Annotated in this window: 22 protein-coding genes; 16 read left to right on the top strand and 6 right to left on the bottom strand. The window is 67.0% G+C overall.

Features of this window, described 5'->3' with window-relative positions:
• Window positions 1–4: 4 nt before the first annotated feature.
• From hypB to AC3IT0_RS03465, 10 genes are read left to right on the top strand one after another with little or no spacing between them, the layout of a single operon-like run.
• Window positions 5–937, top strand: a complete 933-nt coding sequence (hypB, locus tag AC3IT0_RS03510) for a hydrogenase nickel incorporation protein HypB (RefSeq protein ID WP_489322414.1) — start codon at window positions 5–7, stop codon at window positions 935–937.
• Window positions 938–967: 30 nt separating this feature from the next.
• On the top strand, window positions 968–2026 hold the full coding sequence (locus AC3IT0_RS03505; RefSeq protein WP_489322413.1) for an NADH-quinone oxidoreductase subunit B family protein: 1059 nt from the start codon (window positions 968–970) through the stop codon (window positions 2024–2026).
• A gap of 27 nt (window positions 2027–2053) precedes the next feature.
• Complete coding sequence (locus AC3IT0_RS03500) at window positions 2054–3847, top strand: nickel-dependent hydrogenase large subunit (protein ID WP_489322412.1); 1794 nt, start codon at window positions 2054–2056, stop codon at window positions 3845–3847.
• A 6-nt stretch (window positions 3848–3853) separates the two neighbouring features.
• Window positions 3854–4804, top strand: a complete 951-nt coding sequence (locus AC3IT0_RS03495) for a NifU family protein (protein ID WP_489322411.1) — start codon at window positions 3854–3856, stop codon at window positions 4802–4804.
• A 1-nt stretch (window position 4805) separates the two neighbouring features.
• Window positions 4806–5474 carry a DUF5947 family protein gene (locus AC3IT0_RS03490; RefSeq protein ID WP_489322410.1) on the top strand — a complete coding sequence of 223 codons (669 nt, stop codon included), beginning with the start codon at window positions 4806–4808 and terminating at the stop codon, window positions 5472–5474.
• The gene (locus AC3IT0_RS03485; protein WP_489322409.1) at window positions 5471–6166 is read left to right on the top strand and encodes a DUF6084 family protein; all 696 of its coding nucleotides are present in this window, start codon (window positions 5471–5473) and stop codon (window positions 6164–6166) included. Before AC3IT0_RS03490 ends, AC3IT0_RS03485 begins: the two co-directional genes overlap by 4 nt.
• Entirely contained in the window at window positions 6163–7605 is a 1443-nt protein-coding gene (locus AC3IT0_RS03480) for a hypothetical protein (protein WP_489322408.1), read from the top strand. Before AC3IT0_RS03485 ends, AC3IT0_RS03480 begins: the two co-directional genes overlap by 4 nt.
• Window positions 7602–7721 carry a DUF6893 family small protein gene (locus AC3IT0_RS03475; RefSeq protein WP_371875982.1) on the top strand — a complete coding sequence of 40 codons (120 nt, stop codon included), beginning with the start codon at window positions 7602–7604 and terminating at the stop codon, window positions 7719–7721. The genes AC3IT0_RS03480 and AC3IT0_RS03475 overlap by 4 nt, the downstream gene beginning before the upstream one ends.
• Window positions 7722–7728: 7 nt before the next feature.
• Window positions 7729–8220 carry a hydrogenase maturation protease gene (locus tag AC3IT0_RS03470; protein WP_489322407.1) on the top strand — a complete coding sequence of 164 codons (492 nt, stop codon included), beginning with the start codon at window positions 7729–7731 and terminating at the stop codon, window positions 8218–8220.
• Between the two features lie 13 nt (window positions 8221–8233).
• A complete protein-coding gene (locus AC3IT0_RS03465; protein ID WP_489322406.1) occupies window positions 8234–8497 on the top strand; it encodes a HypC/HybG/HupF family hydrogenase formation chaperone in 264 nt (87 codons plus the stop codon).
• A gap of 31 nt (window positions 8498–8528) precedes the next feature.
• Here AC3IT0_RS03465 and AC3IT0_RS03460 read toward each other — a convergent pair whose 3' ends face one another.
• Window positions 8529–9302 (bottom strand): DUF6390 family protein, encoded by a 774-nt coding sequence (locus tag AC3IT0_RS03460; RefSeq protein WP_489322405.1) that lies wholly within the window; start codon window positions 9300–9302, stop codon window positions 8529–8531.
• Window positions 9303–9454: 152 nt separating this feature from the next.
• Between AC3IT0_RS03460 and AC3IT0_RS03455 the strand changes: the two genes are divergently transcribed.
• The 3 genes from AC3IT0_RS03455 to AC3IT0_RS03445 are packed head-to-tail and all read left to right on the top strand — an operon-like array spanning window position 9455 to window position 12534.
• Window positions 9455–10609: an ABC transporter substrate-binding protein gene (locus AC3IT0_RS03455; RefSeq protein ID WP_489322404.1), complete on the top strand. Its 1155-nt coding sequence runs from the start codon at window positions 9455–9457 to the stop codon at window positions 10607–10609.
• A complete protein-coding gene (locus AC3IT0_RS03450; protein ID WP_489322403.1) occupies window positions 10599–11798 on the top strand; it encodes a FecCD family ABC transporter permease in 1200 nt (399 codons plus the stop codon). Before AC3IT0_RS03455 ends, AC3IT0_RS03450 begins: the two co-directional genes overlap by 11 nt.
• Window positions 11791–12534, top strand: coding sequence for an ABC transporter ATP-binding protein (locus AC3IT0_RS03445; protein WP_489322402.1), 744 nt, complete (start codon window positions 11791–11793; stop codon window positions 12532–12534). The genes AC3IT0_RS03450 and AC3IT0_RS03445 overlap by 8 nt, the downstream gene beginning before the upstream one ends.
• A gap of 138 nt (window positions 12535–12672) precedes the next feature.
• On the opposite strand, the gene ppc is transcribed toward AC3IT0_RS03445, so the two are convergent.
• Window positions 12673–15495: a phosphoenolpyruvate carboxylase gene (gene ppc, locus AC3IT0_RS03440; RefSeq protein WP_489322401.1), complete on the bottom strand. Its 2823-nt coding sequence runs from the start codon at window positions 15493–15495 to the stop codon at window positions 12673–12675.
• Between the two features lie 174 nt (window positions 15496–15669).
• Window positions 15670–16350, bottom strand: coding sequence for an NADPH-dependent F420 reductase (locus tag AC3IT0_RS03435; protein ID WP_489322400.1), 681 nt, complete (start codon window positions 16348–16350; stop codon window positions 15670–15672).
• 122 nt (window positions 16351–16472) lie between these two features.
• On the opposite strand from AC3IT0_RS03435, the gene AC3IT0_RS03430 reads away from it, so the two are divergent.
• A complete protein-coding gene (locus tag AC3IT0_RS03430; RefSeq protein ID WP_489322399.1) occupies window positions 16473–17303 on the top strand; it encodes a DUF1684 domain-containing protein in 831 nt (276 codons plus the stop codon).
• Between the two features lie 69 nt (window positions 17304–17372).
• On the opposite strand, the gene AC3IT0_RS03425 is transcribed toward AC3IT0_RS03430, so the two are convergent.
• Window positions 17373–18578: an acyl-CoA dehydrogenase family protein gene (locus AC3IT0_RS03425; protein ID WP_489323709.1), complete on the bottom strand. Its 1206-nt coding sequence runs from the start codon at window positions 18576–18578 to the stop codon at window positions 17373–17375.
• A 56-nt stretch (window positions 18579–18634) separates the two neighbouring features.
• Window positions 18635–19432, bottom strand: coding sequence for an SDR family NAD(P)-dependent oxidoreductase (locus tag AC3IT0_RS03420; protein ID WP_489322398.1), 798 nt, complete (start codon window positions 19430–19432; stop codon window positions 18635–18637).
• A gap of 103 nt (window positions 19433–19535) precedes the next feature.
• Between AC3IT0_RS03420 and AC3IT0_RS03415 the strand changes: the two genes are divergently transcribed.
• Window positions 19536–20687, top strand: coding sequence for a glycoside hydrolase family 76 protein (locus tag AC3IT0_RS03415; protein ID WP_489322397.1), 1152 nt, complete (start codon window positions 19536–19538; stop codon window positions 20685–20687).
• A 7-nt stretch (window positions 20688–20694) separates the two neighbouring features.
• Here the strand turns inward: AC3IT0_RS03415 and AC3IT0_RS03410 are convergent, their stop codons facing one another.
• Window positions 20695–21444, bottom strand: a complete 750-nt coding sequence (locus tag AC3IT0_RS03410) for an ABC transporter permease (protein ID WP_489322396.1) — start codon at window positions 21442–21444, stop codon at window positions 20695–20697.
• A 231-nt stretch (window positions 21445–21675) separates the two neighbouring features.
• On the opposite strand from AC3IT0_RS03410, the gene AC3IT0_RS03405 reads away from it, so the two are divergent.
• Window positions 21676–22731, top strand: a complete 1056-nt coding sequence (locus AC3IT0_RS03405; RefSeq protein WP_489322395.1) for an iron ABC transporter substrate-binding protein — start codon at window positions 21676–21678, stop codon at window positions 22729–22731.
• Window positions 22732–22769 lie beyond the last annotated feature (38 nt).

Below are 22769 nucleotides of genomic sequence, written 5' to 3'. Positions count from 1 at the left end.
CGAAATGTGCGCAACCTGCGGCTGCGGCGAGGACGCCATCCCCCGGGTGTACTCCCTGGAAGTACCGGGCGCGCAGGCGCATGAGCATACCCACGAACCTGGACATGCGCACACGCATGATGGCCACACGCACAGCCATGACCACGACCACCCGCATGACCATGACCACCCCCACCCCCACCCCCACCCCCACCCCCAGCCCCACACGGACGGTCACAAGCACACGCCGGAACTCATCCCCCTGGAGCAGAACCTGCTTGCCAAGAACGACCTCCTCGCGGAACGGAACCGCGGCTGGCTCGCCGGACGGAAGGTGCGGGCCCTGAACATGATGAGCTCCCCCGGCTCCGGCAAAACCACGCTCCTGGTCCGCACGCTCACAGAGCTGGGCGACCGGCTGCAGGCCGGTGTCATCGAAGGGGACCAGGAAACCTCCCTCGACGCCGACCGTATCCGCAAAGCCGGCCGGCCCGTGGTGCAGATCAACACGGGGGCGGGCTGCCACCTGGACGCCGACATGCTCCGCCGCGGACTCGACGCGCTCGATCCCCCGATGGGTTCCACCGTGTTTATCGAGAACGTGGGAAACCTCGTATGCCCCGCCCTGTTCGATCTGGGCGAAGCAGCGAAAGTAGTAGTCGTCTCAGTGACGGAAGGTGATGACAAACCGCAGAAGTACCCGCACATGTTCATGGCAGCTGACCTGGTGATCATCAACAAGTCGGACCTGCTCCCTTACGTCGAGTTCGACGTCGACGAATGCGTTCGCCGCATCCGTCGCCTGAATGCCCACGCACAATTCCTGGTCCTCTCGGCCACTACCGGCGACGGCATTACCGCCTGGTATGACTGGCTGGACGGCCGCCCCTCCCGGGCAGAGACCCGCCCAGGGTCTCTGACAGGGTCTCTGGAAGAGTCCCTGACAGACGCACACTGAGGCCTTCACGGGCCGCGGAAAGAGGCAACGATGCCTACCGAAACTTCCCTCAGGGCCGAAGAAACCCTGATTCACGTGCTCTGGATCAACGCAGGGCTGAGCTGCGACGGCGATTCCGTCGCCCTGACAGCGGCTACCCAGCCCAGTGTGGAGGAGATCGCGCTCGGCGCCCTGCCCGGTCTGCCCCGCATTGCCATGCATTGGCCCCTGATCGATTTCGAGTGCGGCCCGCAGGAAGGTGCGGACGACTTCCTCGAGTGGTTCCGCAAGGCGGACCGCGGCGAGCTGGAGCCTTTCGTCCTGGTGGTTGAGGGGTCCATCCCGAACGAAAAACTGCACGACGCCGGGGGCTACTGGTGCGGGTTCGGCAACGACCTGGCCACCGGCCAGCCCATCACCACCAGTGAATGGCTGGACCGGCTGGCGCCCAAAGCCACGGCCATCATCGCCGCCGGCACATGTGCGACGTACGGCGGCATCCATGCCATGGCGGGAAACCCCACCGGCGCCATGGGCGTTCCCGACTACCTCGGCTATGACTGGAAGTCCAAGGCCGGAATCCCGATCGTCTGCGTGCCCGGGTGCCCCATCCAGCCGGACAACCTCTCCGAAACCATGACCTACATGCTGTACCAGGCCACCGGACAGGCCCCGATGATCCCGCTGGATGATGCGCTGCGGCCCACCTGGCTGTTCGGCAAGACGGTCCATGAAGGCTGTGACCGGGCGGGCTACTACGAGCAGGGCGACTTCGCCACCGAGTACGGCTCCCCCAAGTGCATCGTCAAGCTCGGCTGCTGGGGCCCGGTGGTCAAGTGCAACGTACCCAAGCGCGGGTGGATGAACGGAATCGGCGGCTGCCCCAACGTGGGCGGCATCTGCATCGGCTGCACCATGCCGGGCTTCCCGGACAAGTTCATGCCGTTTATGGACGAGCCACCCGGCGGCAAGCTCTCAACCAGCACCATCCGCCCTTACGGCGCCGCCATCAGGGCGCTGCGCGGCATCACCACCCACACGCTGGACCAGGAGCCCAAGTGGCGCAGGCCCGGACGCGAACTCCTTACCGGCGCGCAGCGCACCTGGTAACCATCCCATTCCAGACAGGTGAAGAACATGACCTCAACGATTCCAATGCCGTCCGGGAGCGGGACGGACAACAGCAACCTGGTGGAGATGGCCTGGGATCCCATCACCAGGATTGTCGGCAGCCTCGGCATCTACACCAAGATCGATTTCGCGAACAACCAGGTGGTGGAGTGCAAGAGCACGTCCTCGATCTTCCGCGGATACTCCATCTTTATGAAGGGCAAGGACCCGCGGGACGCCCACTTCATCACCAGCCGCATCTGCGGGATCTGCGGCGACAACCACGCCACGTGCTCCTGCTACACGCAGAACATGGCCTACGGCGTGAAGCCGCCCAACCTGGGCGAATGGATCGTCAACCTGGGCGAGGCTGCGGAGTACATGTTCGACCACAACATCTTCCAGGAAAACCTGGTGGGCGTGGACTACTGCGAAAGGATGGTCTCCGAGACCAACCCCGGCGTCCTGGCCAAGGCGGAAAATACCCGGGCCCCGCATGAGGGCGACCACGGCTACCGGACCATCGCGGACATCATGCGCTCGCTGAATCCGTTCACCGGCGAGTTCTACCGCGAGGCCCTGCAGGTCAGCCGGGCAACCCGCGAGATGTTCTGCCTGATGGAAGGCCGCCACGTGCACCCGTCCACGCTCTACCCCGGCGGCGTGGGGACCGTGGCTACCATCCAGCTCATGACGGACTACATTACCCGGCTCATGCGGTACGTGGAGTTCATGAAGAAGGTCGTGCCGATGCATGACGACCTCTTCGATTTCTTCTACGAGGCTCTCCCTGGCTACGAACAGGTAGGCCTGCGCCGGACCCTGCTTGGCTGCTGGGGTTCCCTCCAGGACCCTGACTACTGCAACTTCGAGTACATGGACATGACCCAGTGGGGCCGGAAGATGTTCGTCACCCCGGGCGTGGTGGTGGACGGCAAGCTCGTCACCACGGACCTGGTCCGCATCAACCTGGGCATCCGGATCATGCTGGGTTCCTCCTACTACGAGGACTGGGAAGACCAGGAGATGTTTGTGACCCGCGATCCGCTGGGCAACCCGGTGGACCGCCGCCATCCCTGGAACCAGCACACCAATCCGCGGCCGCAGAAGAGGGACCTGAAGGAGAAGTACAGCTGGGTGATGTCCCCGCGCTGGTTCGACGGCGAGAACAACCTGGCGCTGGACACCGGCGGCGGCCCGCTGGCGCGGCTCTGGGCCACGTCACTGGCCGGGCTGGTGGACATCGGCTACATCAAGGCAACCGGCACAAGCGTGCAGATCAACCTCCCCAAGACCGCCCTCAAAGGTCCTGTTTCCTTTGAATGGAACATCCCGCAGTGGAGCAACACCCTGGAACGCAACCGCGCCCGTACGTACTTCCAGGCCTACGCGGCCGCAGCCGCGCTGCACTTCGCCGAGAAGGCGCTCGAGGAAATCCGGGCCGGCCGGACCAAGACCTGGGAATCGTTCACGGTTCCGGACGAGGCCATCGGCTGCGGCTTCACCGAGGCGGTGCGCGGTGTCCTGTCACACCACATGGTGATCCGGGACGGCAAGATCGCCAACTACCACCCGTACCCGCCCACCCCCTGGAACGCCAGCCCCACGGACTCGTCCGGGACCGCGGGCCCCTATGAGGATGCGGTGCAGGGCCAGCCGATCTTCGAGGAGAACGACCGCGAGCACTTTAAGGGGATCGACATCATGCGGACGGTCCGCAGCTTTGACCCGTGCCTGCCCTGCGGTGTCCACATGTACCTGGGCAACGGCCAGACCCTGGAAATGCTGCACTCGCCCACCCAGGCCCTTACGGGCGAGTAACCTGCCATGTCCGGCGCGGACCGGCCGCTGCAGACCGGTGAACGGATCGGTACGCTCCTCGACGCCCTCGGCGCCGGCGGGGCGGTGGCCCGCGGCCGCGCCGAAGACCTCGTCCGCCAAGTCACGGACATGTACGGTTCCGGGCTGGAACGCATCCTGGAAATCCTCGATGAGCAGGGAAAGCTCGACGACGGGACGCTGGCAGCGCTCGCGTCCGACGAGCTGGTGTCCGGCCTGCTGATCATCCACGGTCTGCATCCCGAGTCGATGGAGACGAGGGTGGCCGGCGCGCTGGACAGCGTCCGGCCGTACCTGGGCTCCCATGGCGGGGACGTGGAGCTGCTGGCCATCAGCCCGGAGGGCGTCGTGCGGTTGAAGCTGCTCGGCACCTGCCAGGGCTGCCCGTCGTCGTCCGTTACCTTGAAGTTCGCCGTCGAAGAGGCGATTGAAACGGCAGCCCCGGAGGTGACGGCCATCGAAGTGGTGGAAGCGGAAAAGCACGCCGCCACGCCTGCCTTCATCCCCGTGGACTCCCTGCTGGTCCGGATGAACCACACGGACCCCACCACCAGCACAGGCAACAGCTGGCACGACCAGCCGGAAGGGTCCTGGGAGCCCGTCCCCGCCGTCGCCGACCTGGAACCCGGCGACGTGGCCGGGTTCCAGGTGGGCGGCTATTCGCTCCTGGCCTGCCGGACCGGGCAGGACGTCTACGCCTACCGGGACCACTGCCCGCGCTGCGACGGGTCCATGGCGGGCGCCGCCCTGCAACGCGCCCTCGCCGCCCCAACCGGCGGCGGCCTGCTCCGCTGCCCCACGTGCCGCGCACACTTCGATGTCCGCCAGGCCGGCTCCTGCCTTGAGGACCGGAGCCTGCACCTGGACCCGCTCCCGCTCCTGGTGCGGAGCGGCGTGATGTCCGTGGCCGTACCGGTTGCGGCGGGGAAGGCTGGCTGACGTGGAGGCGCCCGGCCTGCCCATTGCGCTGCTGCGCCGGATCGCCGCCGCGCCGCCGGCAGCGCCCGCGGGCGAGCGCTGCGAAATGTGCGGGGAGCCCATCGCGGCCGAACACCAGCACGTGGTGGACCTGGACAGCCACGCCATGATGTGCACGTGCCGGCCGTGCTATCTGCTCTTCACGGACAGCAATGCCCACCTGCGGTACCGGTCGGTGCCGGACCGGTACCTGTCCTTCCCCGATTTTGAGCTTGGCCCCAGCCAGTGGGACGAGCTGGAGATACCCGTGGGACTGGCATTCTTCTTCCGCAGTTCCAGGATGGAGCGGACGGTGGCGTTCTATCCGGGCCCTGCCGGCGCCACCGAATCCGAGCTGCCGCTGGACGCCTGGGATGCCGTGATGGCGCGCAATCCTGCCCTGTCCATTGCGGCCCCGGACACCGAGGCGCTCCTGATCCGGGGCCCCGGCGAACGCCCGCAGGCCGACTGCCATCTGGTCCCCGTGGACGCCTGCTACGAACTGGTAGGGCACCTGCGGCGGCTGTGGCGGGGGTTCGACGGCGGCCAGGAGGCCCGCAACCAGCTCACCGCTTTCTTCGAAAAGGTCAGCAGCCGCAGCACCCCGGTCCACGAAACCACGCGGGAGTCAGCGTCCGGAGGCCCTCAGTGATTGCGCTGGCATTCGAGGTCCTGGACATCCAGCCCGAACCGTACGCGGCGGCACCCCAGCTCACGGCGACGCTGCGGGTGACCGAGTCCACCGGCGCCGCTGTGCACGCCATCGCCCTGCGCTGCCAGGTCCGGATCCTGCCCCAGCGCCGCGGCTACTCCCCCGGGGAAGAGGCCGGCCTGCTGGACCTTTTCGGCGAGCGCGGCCGCTGGCCCACCACCCTGAAGTCGTTCCTCTGGCTGCAGTGCAGCACCATGGTGCAGGGCTTCACCGGGGAAACCGAGGTGCGGCTGCCGCTGCCCTGCACCTTTGACTTCGACGTGTCCGCCGCCAAATACCTGCAGTCATTGCGGGACGGGCTGGTCCCGCTGGAACTGCTGTTCTCCGGCACGGTGTTCACCCGGGGCGAGGCCGGCTTCGGCGTGGAGCAGGTGCCCTGGGACCTTGAAGCCTCGTACCGGCTTCCCGTGGACGCCTGGCGCCGGCTGATGGACCAGTATTTCCCCAACACCGGCTGGCTCCGCCTGGACCGGGACGTGCTCGCCGCCCTGTCGCATTACAAGGCGGCCCGCGGCCTGACGTCGTGGGACGCCACCGTGGAGAGCCTGCTGGCGAACGCGGTGGTGTCCCCGGCAGCGGCATCCCCGGCAGGACTGTCCCCGGCAGCAGTGTCAGGAGACCCGCTGCCATGAACATGAGCCTGAGCCTGGCCCGCGCCGTCGCCGATGCCGTCCTCTACGAGGGCTACCTGCTTTACCCCTACCGCGCGTCCTCGCAGAAGAACCAGGCCCGCTGGCAGTTCGGCATCCTCGGGCCGCCCGGCGCCGCCGCAGCCGGCACCGGCGAGGAAGCGGACATGTTCGCGGACTCCCTGCTCACCCCCGGCCCGCAGGCTGCGATCGAAATCCATCTGCGCTTCCTGCAGCTCCAGAGCCGGACCGCTGAGAAAGCGGACGACGACGGCGGGTTTACGGCGGTGGATGAGCTTTCGGTCGGCGCCTCCCGCTGGCTGAGCTGGGATGAGGCAGTCGAACGGGAGGTCACACTGGGACCGTTCGCCGTGGCCGGCCTCAGCGAACCTGCGACGGTTCTGCCTGTGGAGATACCCGGCGGCGAGGACATCGAGGAACTCCGTGACGCCTCGGGGCGGCTGGCTGGGCGGCTGGTCCGCCGTCGTCGTCCGCTTCATGGTGAGGTGGGGCTGGAAGCTTCGCGTGCCGGCGGGCCGCTGGCCAGGCTGCGCGTCGGCGTCGCCAATCGCGCTGTGAACACGGCGGCTTCCCCTGTGCCAGGCGGGGCGGATGGCTGGAGGAGGCAGGAGGCCATCGCGGAGTCCTTCATTGGCACGCACCTGCTCCTGAGCCTCCAGGACGCCGACTTTGTTTCCCTGCTTGAGCCGCCACCGAGCGCCCAGGCCGCGGCTGCCACCTGCGAGCAGCACCGCTGCTGGCCCGTCCTGGCCGGTCCGGACGGGCAGTCGGACGTGCTGCTGGTGTCCCCGATCATCCTCTACGACCACCCCGCGGTGGCGCCGGAAAGCTCGGTGGCGCTGTACGATTCCACGGAAATCGACGAGATCCTCACCCTGCGCGTGCTGACCCTCACCGAGGAGGAGAAGGCCGAAGCCCGGGCCACGGATCCACGGGCGGCGGCCATCATCGACCGGTGCGAGGCCATGTCCCCGGCGGAGCTGCAGCAGCTGCACGGCATCCTGCGCAATCCGCATGCCCTGGACGGTGCTGAACTGGATGCCGCGTTGGACGGGGTCCCCGGCGTTGGGGAGCCCCAAGCCGGACGCCCCGGCGAGGACGCCGCGTGGTGGACGCCCGAGGCCGAAGCCCTGGTCCAGCCGCACCTGGATGCCGTCGTGATCAACGGGGTTCCCGTGGCCCGGGGCAGCAGGGTCCGGGTGAATCCGAGCCGGCGGGCCGATGCCCAGGACCTGTTCTTCGCCGGGCAGACGGGACGCGTCACCAACGTCCACTTCGATGTTGACGGCAGCACCCACGTGGGCCTGGTCCTCGACAAGGACCCCGCTGCGGACCTCCACGAGGGCTACGGCCGGTCCTTCTACTATTCACCGGAAGAGCTCGAACCCCTGGGGCAGGATGGAAAGGAAAGCCCGCCATGAGAATCATAGGAATGGCCACCGTAGCGTTGCTGGCGGCGCTGGCACTCGGCGCCGTCTACGTGGGGATCCGGTCGGTCCCCGACGTCCAGCGCTATCTGAAGGCACGGCGGATGTGAGCCCGGCATGACTGTGCTGGTGGCAGGCGTGGGCAACATGTTCATGCGCGACGACGGCTTCGGCCCGGAGGTCGCCCGCCGGCTGGCCTCGGAAGGGGGACTGCCGCCCGGCGTCGAGGTGGCTGACTACGGCATCCGCGGCATGCACCTGGCGTACGATCTCCTGGCCGGAGTGGACCTGCTGGTCCTTGTTGATGCCGTGCCGCCGGAACGCGGGACAGACGATGACGGGGCCCCTGGCAGCCTCCGCGTGCTCCGGATCCGCAGCGAGGATCTCGACGCCGGCGCATCCCTGGACCCGCACGGCATGGACCCTGCGGCCGTCCTGGGCAAGCTCCGGTCCCTGGGCGGCGAGGTTCCCGTGACCTACGTGGTGGGCTGCGTTCCGGCCGACGTCACGGAGGGCATCGGCCTGACAGCGCCGGTGTCCGCCGCCCTCCCGGGGGCGATGGCCGCCGTCGTCGATCTCCTCAGCCAGCACACCTCCCAGCAGACCTAAGGCGGACCAAACCATGTGCCTCGGAATCCCCGGCCAGGTCATCGGCCCGATCGATGGCTACGGCGACCAGCTCGCCCTGGTGGACGTGGCGGGAGTGCAGCGCAGGATCAACATCGGGCTCCTGGACGACGGACCGCTGCCCCCGGGCAGTTGGGTCCTGATCCACATGGGCTTCGCGCTAGAGCGGGTGGACCCTGCGGGCGCCGAACGGGCGATGAGCGGCCTGGAACTTATGGGCCAGCCACGGCAACCCGGCGATGCCGGCCAAGGCGGTTAGGCGGATGCGCCGGCGTTCAGCGCGCCACTTTTTACCGTTCGAGGGCGATGGCGGCGCCGCGATGCTCCACGCCGCTGTTGGCGATCTTGAGGTGCCTGCCGGTGAAGAGCTTCAGTTGCTGCAACTGGTGGGGCGTCAGCCGGTCGCAGACCCAATCCCAATGCAGCGAGACCACATCGCCCGCCGCGAGCCCGGCGATGAAGCCGGTTCCGTTCACGGCATACTTGGCGGTTTCCACCTCGGGCTCCCCCACCGCCAAGGACGTGCCGTCCCAGGTCAGTGGACGCGACTTCACCACGGCTTCGTCGCCGGTGATGGCGAGGACTTCGCCCCACCGGATCCGGCAGCGGTCCAGGACGTTCAGCGCGGTGGCATACCGGCGGTCATCACGGAGCAGGCCCAGCCAGGGATAGATTTCGAAGACGTGGAAGCTGTGGTGCGGGACGCCGCCGGCCAGGACACCTTCCACGAGGTGCGGAAACTGCAGGCCGGTGCGTGCCCTGAACCGGTCTTCCATCGAGTTGCCCATGGTGCTGATGCCCACAGTGTCCAGAAGGCTGTTGCCTACCCAGTAAGCCTCCACCACGCGGGCGTCGAGCGGATCGTGGATGCCGTGCGAACCGGCGATGAGTTCCAGGTAGGGCCAGGCTCCGGCGAAGCCCTTCGCGAGTTCCCGCAGGCCCTGGTCGGTGACTCCGGACTGGCCGTAGTGCAGGAGGGCGTCACTGTCGGGAGGGCCGCAGCTGCCTCGCGAATTGGGCGGGTACGCGTACCGGATAAACAACTGGGCACCATCGACAACCATGGCGTGGCCACCTTCTCCGAGGGTCTTTTGAACGTAGCACCGCAGCCTGCGCCGGACAAGGGTGCGTTGGCCACTGGGGCACCTCAAGAATCCGTTGGCAGCCTCCGCCCACGTGCGGACGCTGCCCAGACCGAAAGCAGGGGTCACGCACCATGGCAACCACTGATCTGAACCGCCGCGCCGCCCTCCAACTCCTGGTGGCGGGAGGCTCTGCAGCCCTGCTGGCCGGATGCGCCGGCTCCCCCGGCTCCCCGCCGTCGTCGGGCCCTGCAACGACCGGCGGGAACGGCGGCAGCGGCGCGATCAGCATCACCGACCAGCGCGGCAAAACCCTCACCTTCGCCCGGCCGGTGACCCGGGTGGTGACCATCCCCATGCCCGCGGCGTCGCTGCTGGTGGCGGTGGACCGCACGGCGGATCATCTCGCCGCCATGCACAATGCCTCCTGGGTGGCCATGCGCGACGGCATCATGGGCACCATCTTTCCGAAGGCCCTGGAACTGCCGCACGACATCGCCACGCAGGACTTCACGGCCAATGTGGAGAGCGTGCGGGCCCTGGACCCGGACGTGGTGATCCAGTGGTCTGACGCGCAGCTCATCGACCCGCTGGAAAAGGCCGGCCTGAACGTCATCGGGCTGACCAACAACGGCAAGCAGGAGGATATGGACGCGTGGGTGGCCATGTTCGCCGCGATGCTGGGGAAACCCGAACGCGCCGTGGATATCAAGACCCGGAGCGATTTGGAACTCGCCGCCGTCAAGAAGCTGGCGGCCGGCCGGAACTCCGCCGGGCCAAGCATCCTGTACTTCAACCGGTTCACCGGCGGCCTGAAGGTGGCCGCGGCCAACAGCTACAACGATTTCTACATCAAGCTGGTGGGCGGCACGAATCCCGCCACCGGGAATGATCCGCTGCAGGGCTCGGGGATGGTGGGCCTGGACGTGGAGCAGGTCCTGCGGTGGGATCCGGAGATCATCCTGCTGGGAAATTTCGACGCCGCCATGCCCCAAGACCTGTACGCGGATCCCGTCTGGCAGACCGTGTCCGCGGTAAAGAACCGGCGCGTCTACAAGGTGCCGCTGGGTGGGTACCGGTGGGATCCCCCCGGGCAAGAATCCCCGCTGATGTGGCACTGGCTCAGCGACATCGCGTTCCCCCAGCAGCGCTCCCTCCTCCGGAACAAGGTCACCGAGTACTTCGATTTCCTGTACAGCCACAAGCCGACGGCGGCGGAGCTGGACAAGGTCCTGTGGACCGCGGCCAACGCCGACTCCGACTTCTACAAACAGTTCAATGCTGCATGACGCCAGCGACGAACGGCTTAAGGCCGGCCGCGCCCGTACGCCCGATGGCCCGGAGCGGGACCACAGCCCTGCCGGGGATGCTCACGACGACGGCGTCCGGGAGCATGGGGAAATCGACGGCGGATCGGGGCTTGCGGACCGGGACGGGCCCGGGGACCGGGACCGGCGGCCTGGACCATCGGCACTGAAGCCCATCGCCGTCAGCACCATCTTCCTGGTTGCCGTGACCCTGGTAGCCCTGGCCGTGGGCCGCTACAACGTTCCGCTCTGGCACGTGGTGCAGATCCTGGTGGGGCAAGTCGTCCCGATCCCCTCCGAGGCCACCGCCACGGAAGGAAATGTGGTGCTCCTGGTCAGGCTCCCCCGCGTGCTGCTGGCGCTGCTGGTGGGCGGCGGCCTGGCGATCGGCGGCGCCGCGCTGCAGGCCATCTTCCACAATCCGCTGGTCAGCCCGGACATCATCGGGGTTTCCGCGGGCGCATCCTTCGGCGGCGCGCTGGCGATACTCCTCGGGCTGGGGACGTTCGCGCTGATCACCAGTTCGTTCGTTTTCGGCCTGATTGCCCTGGCCATGCTGTTCCTCATCACCTCGGGGCGCGGCGGGACGCCCCTGCTCATGATCGTGCTGGGCGGCGTGGTCACGGGATCGTTCTTCTCCGCGCTGGTCGCCCTAGTCACCTACATCGCGGATCCCAACATCACGTTGCCGGCCATCGTGTTCTGGCTTCTGGGGAGCGTTGCCACCGCCACCTTCGGCAAGGTGTTGGTGGCGCTGATTCCCGTCGTCGGGGGCGCGTTGGTGCTCCTGGCATTGCGGTGGCGCATCAACGTGCTCTCGCTGGGCGACGACGACGCCACCGCACTGGGGATCCGGCCCCGCCCGCTGCGCTGGGTGGTCCTCGTTTCGGTGGCACTGATCGTGGCCGGGGCGGTCGCCGTAAGCGGCGCAGTCAGCTGGGTGGGCCTGGTGGTCCCGCACCTGGCAAGGATGTGGGTGGGACCGGACCATCGGGTCCTGCTGCCGGTGTCCTTCCTCCTGGGCGGCGCCTACATCATGCTCGTGGACACCGTGGCGCGCACGGCGACGGCGGGCGAGATCCCGCTCGGTGTACTGACGGCGCTGATCGGCGCACCCGTGTTTTTTGTCCTGCTGCGCCGGAACCGGGACAGGATCTGGGAAAGTGCTTGAGCTCAAGGGCGTAGGCTTCGGATACGGCCGGATGGACTGGGTCTTCCGGGACGTCAGCTTCCAGGTCCTGCCGGGAACAGCCACCGCCGTCCTGGGACCCAACGGCAGCGGCAAGACCACGCTGGTGCGCTGCGCCGCCGGGCTGCTGAACCCGGTAGAGGGTAGCGTCACCCGGGCGGCCAGGGCGGGCTACGTCCCGCAGGCCCATGGCAGTACCTTCGCCTACCGGGCCCTGGATATGGTGCTGATGGGACGTGCCCGGCAGATCGGCCTCTTCCGGTCGCCGGGTGCCGCGGACCGGGCTGCTTCCCTGGAGGCCATGGACAGGGTTGGCATCGCCGGCCTCCGCAGCAGGTTCTTCCCCACGCTCAGCGGAGGCGAGCAGCAGCTGGTCCTGATCGCCCGGGCCATCGCCGCCGGCTGCCCGGTCCTGGTGCTGGACGAGCCCGCCACCGGCCTGGACCTGAAGAACCAGGTCCGCGTCCTGCGGCTCCTGCGTGAACTGATGACCGACGGCATGGCGGTGCTCCTCAGCACGCACCACCCGGACCACGCCCTGTACCTCGCTGACCGGGCCGTCCTGCTCACTGCCGGCGGACCCCGGACCGGCGATGCCCTGGAGCTGCTGAGCGAAAAGGAACTCACGGCCCTTTACGGAGTGGGCGTCAGCACCATGGCGTACGTCGACGGCCGCAACACCCGCCGGACCGTAGCGGTGCACTACGGCGGCCGGTGAGAGAGCGTCCGGTTCACGGCCAACGCTCTCTCACTTAACGTAAGAAAACCGCAAACGCTCTCTCACTTTCCCTAAGAAAGTGAGAGAGCGTTTGGGAAAAACCCGCATTAAGTGAGAGAGCGTCCGAGGGGGGTGGAGTTAGCCCGTGTTGCGCAGGCCGGCCGCCACCCCGTTGACCGTGATCAGCATGGCCCGCTGGAGCCGTTCGTCGATCTCGGCGCCGCTGATGCTCTCGCCTTCGGCGCCCTGGGCAGCCCGCACGCGGCGGAGCAGCTCCACCTGCAGGTAGCTGATGGGGTCCAGGTACTGGTCCCGGATCTCCAGCGAACGCTTGAGCGTCGGCTGGGCGTCCAGGAGCACGTTCTCACCGGTGAGGTTCTGGATCTCGGTGACCGTGAGTTCGAACTCTTCGCGGATGGCCCGGAAAATGTGGTGCAGGTCCTCGGGAACCAGGGTAGCCACGTAGTACCCGGCAATGTCCAGGTCCGTCTTGGCCAGCGTCATCTCCACGTTGGAGACAACAGACCGGAAGAAGTGCCAGCTCTCCATCATCTCCACCAGCTGCGCGGAGTTCCCGGCCTCGCGGGCTGCCTTCAGGCCAGAGCCCACACCGAACCAGCCCGGTACGATCTGCCGGGACTGCGTCCAGCCGAACACCCAGGGGATGGCACGCAGGCCGCCAAGCCCTGCCCCGGAATCCGGGCGTTTGGACGGGCGGGAGCCGATGTTCAGCGAGCCCAGCTGCTCCACGGGGGTGGAGGCCAGGAAGTACGCGGGCAGGTCAGGGTGGTCGATCAGCTGCCGGTACCGGTCGAAGGCACCGTCGGAGATGATCTCCATAACGTGCCCGTACCGTTCGCGCTGGTCATCCGACGTGCGCGGATCCCGGTGCAGGGCCGAGCCCTGGAGCACTGCCGCGAGCGACAGCTCCAGGTTTTCGCGGGCCAGCTCCGGCAGCGAGTACTTGTCCGAGATGACCTCGCCCTGTTCGGTGAACTTGATTTCGCCTTCCAGCACGCCGTTGGGCTGGGCCATGATGGCATCGTAGGTGGGTCCGCCGCCGCGGCCCACGGAACCGCCGCGGCCGTGGAACAGCCGGACCCGGACGCCGTGCTTGGCCGCAACGTCGCGCAGGTTGCGCTGGGTCTTGTGGATCTCCCACTGGCTGGTCATCACGCCGGATTCCTTGTTGGAGTCCGAGTAGCCCAGCATGATTTCCTGGACGTCGCCGCGCAGCCGGACCAGGTCGCGGTAGGACGGAACGGACAGCAGCCGGTCCACGATCTCCGCCGAGGCACGCAGCTCCTCCACGGTCTCCAGCAGCGGCGCGAACCCGATCTTGGCGTAGGGGGCTTCGCCGAACAGGTTGATCAGGCCTGCCTCGCGGGCCAGGACGGCCGCGGCCAGGACGTCGTCCGCGCCGCGGGTCATGGAAATAATGTAGGTCTCGATGACGTCCGGACCGTACGTGCGCAGGGCGCGGCGGATCTCACGGAAGACGTCGTACGTGCCGTCAGCGACGCCGTCGAGCTTAATCGGGTGGCCGGACAGCGGCCGGCGTGAGGCGAGCTCCGAACCGAGCACCTCGAAGCGTTCCTCGCGGCTCAGTTCCGCATAGCGGATGCCGGGGCCGCCCAGCCGGTCCATCAGCTGGCCAACGGCGTCATGGTGGTGGTCGGCGTGCTCGCGGATGTCCAGCGTGGCCAGGTGCAGGCCGAAGGACGCGACGGCGCGGCGGACGCGGGCCAGTGCGCCATCAGCGGCGAGCGACGCCGAGTGGTTGCGGAGGGATAGCTCCAGCAGTTCGAGGTCGGCCAGGAGTTCCTCGGTGGAGCGGTAGTCACGGCCGTGCTCATGGGTGGAGTCCGCGGCCACCCGCTTGCCCGTGTTGATGAGTTTGGCCTTGATGCACGTGAGCTTCAGGCGGTAGGGCTCCTGGGCGTTGAGTTCCAGGACGCGCCGGTCCAGGCCCGGGAGCTTCTTCAGGTCCGCGTCGATGGAGTCCAGCAGGGTCTGGTCCGCGCCGGACAATGCGGTGGAGTTGGACAGGATGGAGATCAGCTCGTCCATCATCGCGATGCTGATGCGGACGGCGTGCTGGTTCTGGATCTGGAGGATTTCGCGGGTGACGGCGGCGGTGACGTTGGGGTTGCCGTCCCGGTCGCCGCCGATCCAGGAACCAAACCGGATGGGTGCGTCCTTGGAGGAGAGGCTGACGCCGTGCTCACCAAGCAGTTCCGAGAAATCCGAGAGCATCTCGGGCATGGCGTCGGTCAGGATGCCGCCGAGGTAGTAGATCGCGTTGCGGGCCTCGTCCACCGGTGTGGGGCGCACCTGGCGCAGTTCGTCGGTCTGCCACATCTGGTCGATGACCTCCGAAAGCTGGCGGTCTTGGCGGCGGCGCGCGGACGTGCCTTCCTTCGTGGGTTCGGCCAGGACATCGGAGAGCTTGCGGATCTTGTCCAGCACGGAACGGCGCGAAGCCTCGGTGGGGTGGGCGGTGAAGATGGGGCGGACGTCCAGCCCGTTGACCACTTCCTGAAGCACGCCCGGCCCAGCCTGGGCGGCGATTTCGGTGACGGCCTTGGCCAGCCAGCCGTCCTTCTCCTGCCGGGTCCGCAGGCCGCGGACCCGGTGGACCTGCTCCGCGGCGTTGGCCAGGTGGAAGTAGAACGCGAAGGCCCGCACCAGGTCGGTGGCCTGCTCGATCGGCAGGGAGCCGAGGAGTTCGCGGACCTGTTCGACGACGTCGTGCGCGCTCCAGGGGCCGGTGGCATCGGCACCGCCGCGGGCGGCTTCCTTGGACTCCTTGGTGAGGAGGCGGACCTGCTCCACCAGGTTAAGGAGTTCGGGGCCGTGCTGGCGGACCAGGGATTCACCCAGCAGGGTGGAGACGCGCCGGACGTCGGCCCTCAGTTCAGAGGCGAGGTCGGTTGCGGAATTCATTGCAGTGTTAGCCATGGAAACTGTCTTTCGAGGGTTCGGACTTGGCTCGTACACTGCGCTGGATACTGTGAGCCACGTTACTAGCTATCGATGCTACCCGCACGGGATGGCGAAGGCGGAATCCGTCTCAGATATTGCGCCGGTCTCTCAACGAAGGTTCTCGCCAGGCGGTGTGGGCGGCGCAGGATCTCAGCGGACAATCTTGAAGTTGAAATCAAGGGTCCCCAGGGCTCCGTACAGGCGCAGCCACACCGGGAGCATCATCTCCGCCCCGCGGGCGGTGGTGATGTCTCCGAGGTCAATAATGTCACGGTGGCCCAGCTCCCGGAGGAGTCCGGTCACGGTGTTCTTAGCGTCGGCGTCGTCGCCTGAGACAAATACGGAGTGATCCCCGCCGCCCAGCCTGCCGGGGTCCACCATCAGCCCGGCGTTCATGGTGTTGAGGGTCTTGACCACCCGAGCCTGCGGGAAGGAATGCTGGATCCGTTCGGCATTGCTGTCGGTGTTGACGGGGTTCAGCACCGGCGGCATTCCTTGGGAAAAATCGAGCGGGTTGGACACGTCGATAACAACTTTCCCCGACAGGTTGGCCGAATGCGCGGCGCTGAGGGCACTGAGTGTGCCGGCCCCGTCCGTTGCATTCACTATCAGTTCCGCCGCGGCCGCGGCTTCCGCGAACGTTTCCAGGGCGATGTGCTGGTTCGCTGCGTGCCATTCGCTGAAGGGCGGCGTGCCCATGGAGTCCGGGCCGCTGCGGGCGAGAGTTTCTCCCGGGTCGCGGGTGCCCACCACCACGTCGTGTCCCAGCGTGGACAGCGCGCCCGCGAGGGTCCGGCCTACGGTACCTGTACCCAAGACTGCGATTTTCATGCTTCAGACGTTACTATCCACCGGCTGCAAGGCATAGGCTGCAGCCGTGGCTGTCCGTGGTGGAATGAGCGGTGCCTGCCCGGGGTTGTAGCCCGGGGAATCAGAACCGCTTTGGAGGAACCATGAGCACCACCGCAGCAGCCCAGCTGGAACGCTGGCAGCGTTTCCGCACCAACCGGAACAAAGCCCTCGCCACCCGCCACGGCTGGCTGACACTCACTTCCTTCCAGTGGCTGGAATCCCGGCCCGCCGCCGTCGACCTCGCCCCCGGCCTCTGGTCAACGGACGGTACGACGGCGACGCTCACCGCTGCGGCGCAGGACGGCCTGACGCTGGTGGAAACCGGCGAGCCCGTGGACGGGACCATTACTGCCTCCATCGCCAACGAGGAATCCCTGATGTGGGTGCAGTTCGGCGGCGCGGACGGGCAGCAGGTAGTGGTGGAACTCGCCATGCGCGCGGACCGGTACGCCATCCGGACCCGTGATTCCGGTTCGCCGGTGCTGACGGAGTTCGACGGCGTGCCCACCTTCGACTACAACCCGGACCTGGTGGTCGCGGCAGCCTACCAGGCGTATCCGGAACCGGTGGCCATCCCGATCGGAACGGCCAATCCCCTGGTGGACGGCGTGCACTATTCGGTGGGCGAAGTGGTTTTCCGGCTGCCGGGGATCAACCATGAGTACCGGCTGCACGCCGAGGAGGAAAAACTGGGAGCCCTGACCATCACGTTCCACGATGAAACCAACGGCGAATCAACAGACGAGTGGCGGAAAGTCTCCACCCCCAGGCCGCGCGCTGATGCCTCCGGGAAGGCCACGGTGGTGCTGGACTTCAACCGCGCCATCAACTACCCCAGCGCCTTCACCCCGTACGGCACCTGCCCCATGCCCGTGAAAGGCAACAGCCTCGACGCGAAGATCGAAGCCGGCGAAAAGCAACCTGCGTTCTAGAAGCGCGAATGGACACTTGAGGCCCCGGCGGAACGGGGCCTCAAGTGTCCTTTCGCGCTAAATGGTGGGTCAGACGATCGCGGAGACGCCGGTGACCGCCCGGCCCACAATGAGCGTGTTGATTTCGAACGAGCCCTCGTAGGTGTAGATGGCTTCGGCGTCGGCGAAAATCTTGGCCATCCGGTAGTCGGTTACGATGCCGTTGCCGCCCAGGATGGACCGGCCCATCGCCACGGTCTCCCGCATCCGGGCACTCGTGTAGGACTTGGCGAGGGCCACCTGCGGCATGTCCGCCACGCCGTCGTCCTGCAACTGGGCAATACGCGCCATCATGGCCATGCTCGCTACGGCGTTGCCCAGCATGGTGACCAGCTGCTGCTGGATGAGCTGGAATTTCGCCAGCGGCCGGCCGAACTGGTGGCGTTCGACGGCGTACTGCCTGGCCACGTCGAACGCCGCCAGCTGCTGTCCCACCGCCTGCCACGCCACCATGATCCGGGAGCCCCGGAGGAGCTGGTTGGTGTCCTCAAAACTGCTGATCCCGGCAAAACGGTCAGCCTCCGCAACCTGGACATCCTTGAGCACAATGTCCGCGTTCTGGACGGTCCGCAGCGCAATCTTGTTCTCGATCCGGCTCCGGCTCACGCCCGGCAAGGACGCATCAACGATGAACCCGCGCACCGCGCCATGCCCGTCGGCAGCCACGGCCTCGTCCTTGGCCCACACCAGCATGTAGTCGCAGAACGTCCCGTTCCCGATCCATCGTTTAGCGCCGTTGAGCACCCAGGAGTCGCCGTCGTCGTCGGGCTCTCCCGTTGCGCTGGAGATGCGCCGGGCACTCGTTTCCATCCCGCCGGCCACATCGGAACCGTGGCCGGGCTCCGTGAGGGCGAAGGCGCCGGTGATGCGCAGGCTTGAGGCGTCCTCGAGCAGCCGCGCCTTCTGGTCGGCCGAACCAAAACCGTAAAGCGACTCCACGAACAGGTCGTGGTGGACCAGGAAGAAAGTGGCGATCGAGGTGTCCACCCGCGTCATCTCGGCGATGACGAGTCCAGCGAAGAGGTTGCTGTAGCCGCGCTGCGCAGGCGTGCTCAGCTCCAGCGCGGCGAGCTTGGGCAGGATGTGCGCCGGGAACTCCGCCTTGTTCCACCAGTCCGACGCATAAGGGGCGATCTCCGCGGCCAGGAACTCCCGCAGCTCGGCCAGCTTGGCCCGCTCCTTCGGGTTGAGGAAGGACTCGAACGCGAAAAAATCGGCGGTGGGCAGGCCGTCGATCGCCGGTTCGGAGGTGGCCGGCCCCGAAGTGGCCGAACCAGAAGTGGAAGGCAGGTTCACTTCGGGCCCATCCGGATGGCGCCGTCGAGCCGGATGGTTTCGCCGTTGATCATCGCATTGTCCACAAGGTGGGCCACCAGATTGGCGTATTCGGCTGGCCTGCCGAGGCGGGACGGGTGCGGGACCTGCTGGCCCAGCGAATCCTGGGACTCTTGCGGGAGGGTTGCCATCATGGGTGTTTCGAAAATGCCCGGGGCGATGGTCACCACCCGGACCAGCGAGCGCGCCAGTTCCCGGGCCAGCGGCAGCGTCATGGCGGCGACGGCACCCTTGGAGGCGGCGTACGCGGGCTGCCCGATCTGCCCATCGAAGGCCGCCACGGAGGCGGTGTTGATGATGACGCCGCGCTCGGGTCCGCCCAGTTCCGTGCTGACCGGTTCCGTGGAGACCATGGCCGCGGCCGCCAGGCGCAGCACGTTGAACGTCCCGATGAGGTTGACCTGGATGACGCGGTTGAACGTGTCCAGCGGGAGGACGCCGTCGCGGCCCAGGACCTTGCCCGGGGTGGCGATCCCGGCACAGTTCACCACAATCCGCAGCGGCCCCATCGCGGCAGCGGTGTCGACGGCGGCCTGAACCTCTGCTTCGTTGGTGACGTCGGCAGGGGCAAAGACTGCGCGTGGTCCGGAGCCGTCGCCGGCAGCGTTCAGCTTCGCGGCGTAGGCCGCACCGGCAGAGGACGGCAGGTCGATCAGCACCACAGAGGCACCGGCGTCGAACAGGCGCTTCGCGGTGGCAGCCCCCAGCCCGGAGGCCCCGCCCGTAATCAGCGCGACAGTACCCAAGACGTCCATACATCCTCCTTGATGCGGCTCCAACACCAAGGGACAGGCGCGGAACGTTAGTTAGTGAATGTTAACTGAAATTCCGGCTGGCCGCACCCACTAGGCTAAATGCATGACCACGCCGGACGCCCAACCCGCCGACTGGCAGGACCGGGCCAACGTGGCGGCCCGCTCCGTCACCGCACTCTTCGGCCGGCGGCTGCTGTTCCTGCCGGGAACCCACCTGGCCGCCGTGCAGTGGCCGTCGAATCACCTGAAGAACCTCCTCCACCCCTGGCATTACTGGTGGCAGGCGCACTACGTGGACTGCTTGGTGGACGCCGGGCGCCGCGAACTGGGCAACGGCGCCACCCCCGCGGCAAGGTTCAACGGTCCACGCCACGCCAGCGCCGGCAGGCTCGCGTCGAGGCTGGTCACCGGCATCCGGCTGCGCAACGCCTTCACCCTTGTCAACAACTACTACGACGACATGGCCTGGCTGGCGCTGGCGACGCACCGCCTGCAAAGCCTGGCCGAGGAGACGCGCAAACCCGGACGCCGCCGCAACGCCATGGTCCACAAGACCCTCACCCTGCAGTTTGATTCCGCCTCCACCGACGACCTGGGCGGCGGCAGCTTCTGGAGCACAAAGCGCGACTTCAAGAACACCCCGGCCACCGCCCCCGTGGCGCTTTACTACGCCCGGACAGGCCAGCAAGCCAAGGCGCAGCGGCTGGTCGACTGGCTCAATGCCGTGCTCTTTGATGAATCTCAGGGCCTCTACCTCGACGGGGCACGGCTCAACGCATCCGGCGAAGTTGTAGTCGAGGAGACCGTCTACACCTACAACCAGGGCCCCGTGCTGGGAGCCCTGCTGGAGCTCGGCGGCGACGCCAACCTCGCCCGGGCCGCCGCACTGGTGGACGCGGTCGCCAACCAGCTCACGGAACCGGGGCAGCGGATCCTCCGCTGCGATGGAACGGGCGACGGCGGACTCTTCACCGGGATTCTCTGCCGGTACCTGGCACTCGCCGCCGTCGACGCGCGGCTCCCGGAGTCCGCCCGGAACACCGCTACGGAGTTGGTGACAGCTACTGCCGAAGCTTTCTGGGCGGGCCGCCGGCCGGCCGCCCCCGGGACAGCATCAGCCAGTAGCGGCAGCGTCGTCTTTTCCATCCACGCTGCACAGCCGGCGGACTCCACCTACCCGCCAGGTGCCGCCGTCGAACTTTCCACCCAGCTGCAGGCCTGGATGGTGCTGGAAGCCGCCGCGGCCCTGGAATGACCGCCGCTCACCGCGGCTGCGCCGGGCGTACGCGGACCGGCGCAAGCTGGGCGACCACCAGGACGGCGGTGACTGCTCCTGCGGCGATGATGGCTGCGAGCACCACGATCTGGAAACGCCCTGCCTCCAGGGGCGAAATCCCGCCGAAAATTGCTCCCACGAACGCTCCCGGCAGGGTGACCAGGCCCGTGGTCTTGGTCTGGTCCGTGGCAGGAATCAGGGCGGCGTGAACTGAACGCCGGGCGAGGTCAAGGGTTGCCCGGCGCGGCGAAGCACCCAGGGCGAGCCAGCCCTCCACCTCGTCCCAATGATCATGGACGGACTCCGCGAAGCGCCTGCCTGCCAGGACCGCGACGGTCATGGCATTGCCGATCACTATCCCGCCAATGGCCAGGGCGTAGCGGGGCGCGAATTCGATGGCGCCGGTGCCGAAAATGATGAGCAGCGTGGCGGTGATGCCCGCAGCCATCGAACCACCTACGAGCGCGAGGTGCGCCCAGCTCCAGCCGATCCGCCGCGTGGCGCTCACGGCCGCAACGGCGAACATCACCGCCAATGCAACGGCAACCCAGACCGGACTGGTGATCACGCCGCTGAGAACGAAACTGACGGCCGCCAGCTGCACGGCTCCCCTGAGGATCGCGAGCGCGGGAGAAAACGCGGACGGCACCTGGAATGCCAGCAGCACCGCCACCGTGAGCATCACCAGCAGACCGACGCCGGCCACTGTCGGCACGAAATCGGCGAGCTCAGGCATGAGGCCAGCATAGCCAGCGGGCCGCCCGTGTCACGGAGTAACTAAGTCGCGCCCTGCTGGAATTAGGTCACGCAACACTTCCGTAATCCTTGTGATCCTAGTCACTTAAGACCCGCATGGCTTGGTGGCTTAGGTATGGCTAACCTACGCTTTCTCAGGTGAGCCTCCCCGAAATCCCCGGCCCACACCAGGACTCCGGTCCCGTTGACTGTTCGCAGAAAGTAGCCCTCAATGAAGATCCGCAACAGCGCTCTGGCCGGCATCGCACTCGCCGCCACTGCAGCCCTCGGACTGACCGCCTGTGGCGGCAGCACGTCCCCGGCAGCCACCGTCGCACCGTCCGGAGAAGCCAAGGCTTCCGGCGAGATCACGGTCTACAACGCACAGCACGAATCCATGACCAAGGCCTGGGTGGAAGAGTTCACCAAGGAGACCGGCATCAAGGTCACCCTGCGCCAGGGCAAGGACACCGAGATGTCCAACCAGATCATCCAGGAGGGCGATAAGTCCCCGGCTGACATCTTCATCACCGAAAACTCCCCCGCCATGACCCAGGTGGAAAACGCAGGCCTGTTCGCCGACCTCACCGACGAGGTCAAGAACCAGGTTCCGGCCGAGTACCGCCCGTCCACCAACAAGTGGACCGGCGTCGCAGCCCGCTCCACCGTGTTCGTGTACAACAAGGAAAAGCTCACCGAAGATAAGCTGCCCAAGTCCCTCTCCGACCTGGCCGGTCCCGAGTGGAAGGGCCGCTGGGGCGCGTCGCCGTCCGGCGCCGACTTCCAGGCGATCGTTTCCGCCTTCCTTGAACTCAAGGGCGAGGCCGAAACCGAGAAGTGGCTCACGGCCATGAAGGAAAACTTCAAGGGCTACCAGGGCAACGGAGCGGTCATGAAGGCTGTCAACGCCGGTGAAATCGAAGGTGGCGTTATTTACCACTACTACTACTTCGGTGACCAGGCCAAGACCGGCGAGAACTCCAAGAACGTGGCCAGCCACTACTTCAAGAACCAGGATCCGGGCGCGTTTGTCTCCGTATCCGGCGGTGGCGTGCTGAAGTCCTCCAAGAACAAGGCCGCTGCCGACGCGTTCCTTGCCTTCATCACGGGCAAGAAGGGCCAGGAGCAGCTGCAGACGGGCAAGGACTTCGAGTACACCGTGGGCGCCGGCGTGGCATCCAACGACAAGTTGGTTCCGCTGGCCGAACTGCAGGCACCGACGGTTGACTCCGCCAAGCTGAACTCCAAGAAGGTCACGGAGCTGATGACCAAGGCCGGTCTGCTCTAGCATTTGGTTTCAACCCCAGAACTAACCGTCAAGGCGGC

The organism is Pseudarthrobacter sp. KH_020_B (assembly GCF_057840185.1).
The sequence above is the reverse complement of the archived record's forward strand: the minus strand, read 5'-3'. Positions and strand labels throughout refer to the sequence as shown.

Bases quoted from the DNA above. Each gene is read 5' to 3' on its own strand.
- hypB (WP_489322414.1), top strand. From the start codon at position 5: ATGTGCGCAACCTGCGGCTGCGGCGAGGACGCCATCCCCCGGGTGTAC.
- AC3IT0_RS03505 (WP_489322413.1), top strand. From the start codon at position 968: ATGCCTACCGAAACTTCCCTCAGGGCCGAAGAAACCCTGATTCACGTG.
- AC3IT0_RS03500 (WP_489322412.1), top strand. From the start codon at position 2,054: ATGACCTCAACGATTCCAATGCCGTCCGGGAGCGGGACGGACAACAGC.
- AC3IT0_RS03495 (WP_489322411.1), top strand. From the start codon at position 3,854: ATGTCCGGCGCGGACCGGCCGCTGCAGACCGGTGAACGGATCGGTACG.
- AC3IT0_RS03480 (WP_489322408.1), top strand. From the start codon at position 6,163: ATGAACATGAGCCTGAGCCTGGCCCGCGCCGTCGCCGATGCCGTCCTC.
- AC3IT0_RS03475 (WP_371875982.1), top strand. From the start codon at position 7,602: ATGAGAATCATAGGAATGGCCACCGTAGCGTTGCTGGCGGCGCTGGCA.
- AC3IT0_RS03470 (WP_489322407.1), top strand. From the start codon at position 7,729: ATGACTGTGCTGGTGGCAGGCGTGGGCAACATGTTCATGCGCGACGAC.
- AC3IT0_RS03465 (WP_489322406.1), top strand. From the start codon at position 8,234: ATGTGCCTCGGAATCCCCGGCCAGGTCATCGGCCCGATCGATGGCTAC.
- AC3IT0_RS03460 (WP_489322405.1), bottom strand. From the start codon at position 9,302: ATGGTTGTCGATGGTGCCCAGTTGTTTATCCGGTACGCGTACCCGCCC.
- AC3IT0_RS03455 (WP_489322404.1), top strand. From the start codon at position 9,455: ATGGCAACCACTGATCTGAACCGCCGCGCCGCCCTCCAACTCCTGGTG.
- AC3IT0_RS03450 (WP_489322403.1), top strand. From the start codon at position 10,599: ATGCTGCATGACGCCAGCGACGAACGGCTTAAGGCCGGCCGCGCCCGT.
- ppc (WP_489322401.1), bottom strand. From the start codon at position 15,495: ATGGCTAACACTGCAATGAATTCCGCAACCGACCTCGCCTCTGAACTG.
- AC3IT0_RS03435 (WP_489322400.1), bottom strand. From the start codon at position 16,350: ATGAAAATCGCAGTCTTGGGTACAGGTACCGTAGGCCGGACCCTCGCG.
- AC3IT0_RS03430 (WP_489322399.1), top strand. From the start codon at position 16,473: ATGAGCACCACCGCAGCAGCCCAGCTGGAACGCTGGCAGCGTTTCCGC.
- AC3IT0_RS03420 (WP_489322398.1), bottom strand. From the start codon at position 19,432: ATGGACGTCTTGGGTACTGTCGCGCTGATTACGGGCGGGGCCTCCGGG.
- AC3IT0_RS03415 (WP_489322397.1), top strand. From the start codon at position 19,536: ATGACCACGCCGGACGCCCAACCCGCCGACTGGCAGGACCGGGCCAAC.
- AC3IT0_RS03410 (WP_489322396.1), bottom strand. From the start codon at position 21,444: ATGCCTGAGCTCGCCGATTTCGTGCCGACAGTGGCCGGCGTCGGTCTG.
- AC3IT0_RS03405 (WP_489322395.1), top strand. From the start codon at position 21,676: ATGAAGATCCGCAACAGCGCTCTGGCCGGCATCGCACTCGCCGCCACT.